Genomic DNA, 6,302 nt, shown 5'->3' on the forward strand with positions numbered 1-6,302 from the left:
TACGCTTATACTTCTTCATTTTCATCTCTCACTTACTCACTTAGCTCGACTAAGCTCGTTGCACTCATTCTTCAATTCATCGTCTAAACGCATTTGCTCTGCGTTGACTTTCTTATTTTAAACATAAAAAAAGAGACCTTGCGGTCTCAATGCGGCTCATCGCATCCTATTATTTGCCTGGCAACGTCCTACTCTAGCGGAACGTTAGTCCGACTACCATCGGCGCTAAGGAGCTTAACTTCTGTGTTCGGCATGGGAACAGGTGTGACCTCCTTGCCATTGTCACCAGACAAATGGAATGTATTATACATTCAAAACTAGATAGTAAGTAAAATGATTTTGCGTCGCAAAACATAAATTTTGATTAAGTCTTCGATCGATTAGTATTCGTCAGCTCCACGTGTCACCACGCTTCCACCTCGAACCTATTAACCTCATCATCTTTGAGGGATCTTATAACCGAAGTTGGGAAATCTCATCTTGAGGGGGGCTTCATGCTTAGATGCTTTCAGCACTTATCCCGTCCATACATAGCTACCCAGCTATGCCGTTGGCACGACAACTGGTACACCAGAGGTATGTCCATCCCGGTCCTCTCGTACTAAGGACAGCTCCTCTCAAATTTCCTACGCCCACGACGGATAGGGACCGAACTGTCTCACGACGTTCTGAACCCAGCTCGCGTACCGCTTTAATGGGCGAACAGCCCAACCCTTGGGACCGACTACAGCCCCAGGATGCGATGAGCCGACATCGAGGTGCCAAACCTCCCCGTCGATGTGAACTCTTGGGGGAGATAAGCCTGTTATCCCCGGGGTAGCTTTTATCCGTTGAGCGATGGCCCTTCCATGCGGAACCACCGGATCACTAAGTCCGTCTTTCGACCCTGCTCGACTTGTAAGTCTCGCAGTCAAGCTCCCTTATGCCTTTACACTCTATGAATGATTTCCAACCATTCTGAGGGAACCTTTGAGCGCCTCCGTTACCTTTTAGGAGGCGACCGCCCCAGTCAAACTGCCCACCTGACACTGTCTCCCACCACGATAAGTGGTGCGGGTTAGAAAGCCAACACAGCTAGGGTAGTATCCCACCAATGCCTCCACGTAAGCTAGCGCTCACGTTTCAAAGGCTCCTACCTATCCTGTACAAGCTGTGCCGAATTTCAATATCAGGCTACAGTAAAGCTCCACGGGGTCTTTCCGTCCTGTCGCGGGTAACCTGCATCTTCACAGGTACTATGATTTCACCGAGTCTCTCGTTGAGACAGTGCCCAAATCGTTACGCCTTTCGTGCGGGTCGGAACTTACCCGACAAGGAATTTCGCTACCTTAGGACCGTTATAGTTACGGCCGCCGTTTACTGGGGCTTCGATTCGTAGCTTCGCAGAAGCTAACTACTCCTCTTAACCTTCCAGCACCGGGCAGGCGTCAGCCCCTATACATCACCTTACGGTTTAGCAGAGACCTGTGTTTTTGATAAACAGTCGCTTGGGCCTATTCACTGCGGCTCTTCTGGGCGTTAACCCTAAAGAGCACCCCTTCTCCCGAAGTTACGGGGTCATTTTGCCGAGTTCCTTAACGAGAGTTCGCTCGCTCACCTTAGAATTCTCATCTTGACTACCTGTGTCGGTTTGCGGTACGGGCACCTGTTATCTATCTAGAGGCTTTTCTTGGCAGTGTGAAATCAACGACTCGAGGAAACAATTTCCTCTCCCCATCACAGCTTGACCTTATGAGTGCCGGATTTGCCTAACACTCAGTCTTACTGCTTGGACGTGCAATCCAATAGCACGCTTCGCCTATCCTACTGCGTCCCCCCATCGATTAAAACGATACTAGGTGGTACAGGAATATCAACCTGTTATCCATCGCCTACGCCTGTCGGCCTCAGCTTAGGACCCGACTAACCCAGAGCGGACGAGCCTTCCTCTGGAAACCTTAGTCAATCGGTGGACGGGATTCTCACCCGTCTTTCGCTACTCACACCGGCATTCTCACTTCTAAGCGCTCCACATGTCCTTGCGATCATGCTTCGACGCCCTTAGAACGCTCTCCTACCATTGTCCTACGGACAATCCACAGCTTCGGTAATATGTTTAGCCCCGGTACATTTTCGGCGCAGTGTCACTCGACTAGTGAGCTATTACGCACTCTTTAAATGATGGCTGCTTCTAAGCCAACATCCTAGTTGTCTGGGCAACGCCACATCCTTTTCCACTTAACATATATTTTGGGACCTTAGCTGGTGGTCTGGGCTGTTTCCCTTTCGAACACGGACCTTATCACCCATGTTCTGACTCCCAAGTTAAATTAATTGGCATTCGGAGTTTGTCTGAATTCGGTAACCCGAGAAGGGCCCCTCGTCCAAACAGTGCTCTACCTCCAATAATCATCACTTGAGGCTAGCCCTAAAGCTATTTCGGAGAGAACCAGCTATCTCCAAGTTCGATTGGAATTTCTCCGCTACCCTCAGTTCATCCGCTCACTTTTCAACGTAAGTCGGTTCGGTCCTCCATTCAGTGTTACCTGAACTTCAACCTGACCAAGGGTAGATCACCTGGTTTCGGGTCTACGACCAAATACTAAACGCCCTATTCAGACTCGCTTTCGCTACGGCTCCACATTAGCTGCTTAACCTTGCATCAAATCGTAACTCGCCGGTTCATTCTACAAAAGGCACGCCATCACCCATTAACGGGCTCTGACTACTTGTAAGCACACGGTTTCAAGTTCTCTTTCACTCCCCTTCCGGGGTACTTTTCACCTTTCCCTCACGGTACTGGTTCACTATCGGTCACTAGAGAGTATTTAGCCTTAGGAGATGGTCCTCCCAGATTCCGACGGAATTTCACGTGCTCCGTCGTACTCAGGATCCACTCAAGAGAGTATATATTTTCGACTACAGGATTATTACCTTCTTTGATTCAACTTTCCAGATGATTCGTCTAATATATACTTTTGTAACTCCGTATAGAGTGTCCTACAACCCCAACAAGCAAGCTTGTTGGTTTGGGCTCTTCCCGTTTCGCTCGCCGCTACTCAGGGAATCGATTTTTCTTTCTCTTCCTCCGGGTACTAAGATGTTTCAGTTCTCCGGGTCTGCCTTCTGATATGCTATGTATTCACATATCGATAACATGACATAACTCATGCTGGGTTTCCCCATTCGGAAATCTCTGGATCAACGCTTACTTACAGCTCCCCAAAGCATATCGTCGTTAGTAACGTCCTTCATCGGCTTCTAGTGCCAAGGCATCCACCGTGCGCCCTTAATAACTTAATCTATGTTTCCATCCTACAGGAAACGCGTTATTAATCTTGTGAGTGTTCTTTCGAACACTAGCGATTATTTCTTATGAATTCAAGCTTTAAAACTCTAATTCACTCGGTTTTGCTTGGTAAAATCTATTTTACTTACTTATCTAGTTTTCAATGTACAAGTTCTATTTCCAGTCAAGCGTTTGCATACTGTTTTGTTATCATTACTTTAAATACTCATTTACTCTAGTAAACTTCGCTTTAAAGTAACTCAACGCATTGTCTACGAATCGCTTTCTTTGAAAAAGAAGATATGTGAATGTTATATAAACATTCAAAACTGAATACAATATGTCAATGTTATTCCTTCATCTTCTACGAAGATGTTCCGAATATATCCTTAGAAAGGAGGTGATCCAGCCGCACCTTCCGATACGGCTACCTTGTTACGACTTCACCCCAATCATTTGTCCCACCTTCGACGGCTAGCTCCATAAATGGTTACTCCACCGGCTTCGGGTGTTACAAACTCTCGTGGTGTGACGGGCGGTGTGTACAAGACCCGGGAACGTATTCACCGTAGCATGCTGATCTACGATTACTAGCGATTCCAGCTTCATGTAGTCGAGTTGCAGACTACAATCCGAACTGAGAACAACTTTATGGGATTTGCTTGACCTCGCGGTTTAGCTGCCCTTTGTATTGTCCATTGTAGCACGTGTGTAGCCCAAATCATAAGGGGCATGATGATTTGACGTCATCCCCACCTTCCTCCGGTTTGTCACCGGCAGTCAACTTAGAGTGCCCAACTTAATGATGGCAACTAAGCTTAAGGGTTGCGCTCGTTGCGGGACTTAACCCAACATCTCACGACACGAGCTGACGACAACCATGCACCACCTGTCACTTTGTCCCCCGAAGGGGAAGACTCTATCTCTAGAGCAGTCAAAGGATGTCAAGATTTGGTAAGGTTCTTCGCGTTGCTTCGAATTAAACCACATGCTCCACCGCTTGTGCGGGTCCCCGTCAATTCCTTTGAGTTTCAACCTTGCGGTCGTACTCCCCAGGCGGAGTGCTTAATGCGTTAGCTGCAGCACTAAGGGGCGGAAACCCCCTAACACTTAGCACTCATCGTTTACGGCGTGGACTACCAGGGTATCTAATCCTGTTTGATCCCCACGCTTTCGCACATCAGCGTCAGTTACAGACCAGAAAGTCGCCTTCGCCACTGGTGTTCCTCCATATCTCTGCGCATTTCACCGCTACACATGGAATTCCACTTTCCTCTTCTGCACTCAAGTTTTCCAGTTTCCAATGACCCTCCACGGTTGAGCCGTGGGCTTTCACATCAGACTTAAAAAACCGCCTACGCGCGCTTTACGCCCAATAATTCCGGATAACGCTTGCCACCTACGTATTACCGCGGCTGCTGGCACGTAGTTAGCCGTGGCTTTCTGATCAGGTACCGTCAAGATGTGCACAGTTACTTACACATTTGTTCTTCCCTGATAACAGAGTTTTACGATCCGAAGACCTTCATCACTCACGCGGCGTTGCTCCGTCAGGCTTTCGCCCATTGCGGAAGATTCCCTACTGCTGCCTCCCGTAGGAGTCTGGACCGTGTCTCAGTTCCAGTGTGGCCGATCACCCTCTCAGGTCGGCTACGTATCGTTGCCTTGGTAAGCCGTTACCTTACCAACTAGCTAATACGGCGCGGATCCATCTATAAGTGACAGCAAAGCCGCCTTTCACTATTGAACCATGCGGTTCAATATGTTATCCGGTATTAGCTCCGGTTTCCCGAAGTTATCCCAGTCTTATAGGTAGGTTATCCACGTGTTACTCACCCGTCCGCCGCTAACGTCAAAGGAGCAAGCTCCTTATCTGTTCGCTCGACTTGCATGTATTAGGCACGCCGCCAGCGTTCATCCTGAGCCAGGATCAAACTCTCCATAAAAAATTATGATGTTTGATTAGCTCATAAAACTAAATTAATTGTTGTAACTTTCGTTACATTATTGGAATTAACGTTGACATATTGTCATTCAGTTTTCAATGTTCATTTAATGAAATAAATAATGGTGGAGACTAGCGGGATCGAACCGCTGACCTCCTGCGTGCAAAGCAGGCGCTCTCCCAGCTGAGCTAAGCCCCCATTTATTAAGAAGTCGGGAAGACAGGATTCGAACCTGCGACCCCTTGGTCCCAAACCAAGTGCTCTACCAAGCTGAGCTACTTCCCGTATGTAGTTATATTCTTTAAAAATGGCGCGCCCGATAGGAGTCGAACCCATAACCTCTTGATCCGTAGTCAAACGCTCTATCCAGTTGAGCTACGGGCGCTTATTAAAGATGGTGCCGAGGACCGGAATCGAACCGGTACGGTGATCTCTCACCGCAGGATTTTAAGTCCTGTGCGTCTGCCAGTTCCGCCACCCCGGCAAAATAATGGAGCAGAAGACGGGATTCGAACCCGCGACCCCGACCTTGGCAAGGTCGTATTCTACCGCTGAACTACTTCTGCATTATTTCGCTTAGAAAATTTAAATAAAATCGTAATGAGCCATAGAGGATTCGAACCTCTGACCCTCTGATTAAAAGTCAGATGCTCTACCAACTGAGCTAATGGCTCAAAAGATGGTGCCGGCCAGAGGACTTGAACCCCCAACCTACTGATTACAAGTCAGTTGCTCTACCAATTGAGCTAGGCCGGCTATTAAATGGTGGAGAATGACGGGTTCGAACCGCCGACCCTCTGCTTGTAAGGCAGATGCTCTCCCAGCTGAGCTAATTCTCCTGTTATCTATTGCCTGGCAACGTCCTACTCTAGCGGAACGTTAGTCCGACTACCATCGGCGCTAAAGAGCTTAACTTCTGTGTTCGGCATGGGAACAGGTGTGACCTCTTTGCTATTGCCACCAGACAAATTAACTTACTTTATTAATAATACACGTTTGTTAATGACTTTTCAATAGTTAATTTTACACTTTGTTAAAATTAATTTTACATTCTGCTAACTGAACTACGTGTTTTTGACGAATTTTAT

General features: G+C 47.6%; 8 tRNA genes and 4 rRNA genes. All 12 read right to left on the minus strand.

Going from position 1 to position 6,302, the window contains the following annotated elements:
• Positions 1–175: 175 nt before the first annotated feature.
• The 12 genes from rrf (ACFZAM_RS36980) to rrf (ACFZAM_RS37035) all read right to left on the minus strand — a co-directional run bounded on the left by rrf (ACFZAM_RS36980) (position 176) and on the right by rrf (ACFZAM_RS37035) (position 6,179).
• Positions 176–290, minus strand: a 5S ribosomal RNA gene (gene rrf, locus ACFZAM_RS36980).
• 70 nt (positions 291–360) lie between these two features.
• Positions 361–3,282 (minus strand): 23S ribosomal RNA (locus ACFZAM_RS36985).
• Positions 3,283–3,661: 379 nt separating this feature from the next.
• Positions 3,662–5,214: ribosomal RNA gene (locus ACFZAM_RS36990) — 16S ribosomal RNA — on the minus strand.
• Between the two features lie 122 nt (positions 5,215–5,336).
• Positions 5,337–5,412, minus strand: a tRNA-Ala gene (locus ACFZAM_RS36995).
• Positions 5,413–5,425: 13 nt separating this feature from the next.
• Positions 5,426–5,499 (minus strand) — tRNA-Pro (locus ACFZAM_RS37000).
• 23 nt (positions 5,500–5,522) lie between these two features.
• Positions 5,523–5,599 (minus strand) — tRNA-Arg (locus tag ACFZAM_RS37005).
• Between the two features lie 10 nt (positions 5,600–5,609).
• Positions 5,610–5,698, minus strand: a tRNA-Leu gene (locus tag ACFZAM_RS37010).
• Between the two features lie 7 nt (positions 5,699–5,705).
• Positions 5,706–5,780 (minus strand) — tRNA-Gly (locus ACFZAM_RS37015).
• 35 nt (positions 5,781–5,815) lie between these two features.
• A tRNA-Lys gene (locus ACFZAM_RS37020) sits at positions 5,816–5,888 on the minus strand.
• A gap of 6 nt (positions 5,889–5,894) precedes the next feature.
• A tRNA-Thr gene (locus ACFZAM_RS37025) sits at positions 5,895–5,970 on the minus strand.
• Positions 5,971–5,977: 7 nt separating this feature from the next.
• Positions 5,978–6,053 (minus strand) — tRNA-Val (locus ACFZAM_RS37030).
• An 11-nt stretch (positions 6,054–6,064) separates the two neighbouring features.
• Positions 6,065–6,179: ribosomal RNA gene (rrf, locus tag ACFZAM_RS37035) — 5S ribosomal RNA — on the minus strand.
• Together the 16S, 23S and 5S rRNA genes with 8 tRNA genes alongside form the textbook arrangement of a ribosomal RNA operon.
• Positions 6,180–6,302: the final 123 nt, after the last annotated feature.

Source organism: Streptomyces sp. NPDC008079 (assembly GCF_042957385.1).
Lineage (GTDB): Bacteria > Actinomycetota > Actinomycetes > Streptomycetales > Streptomycetaceae > Actinacidiphila.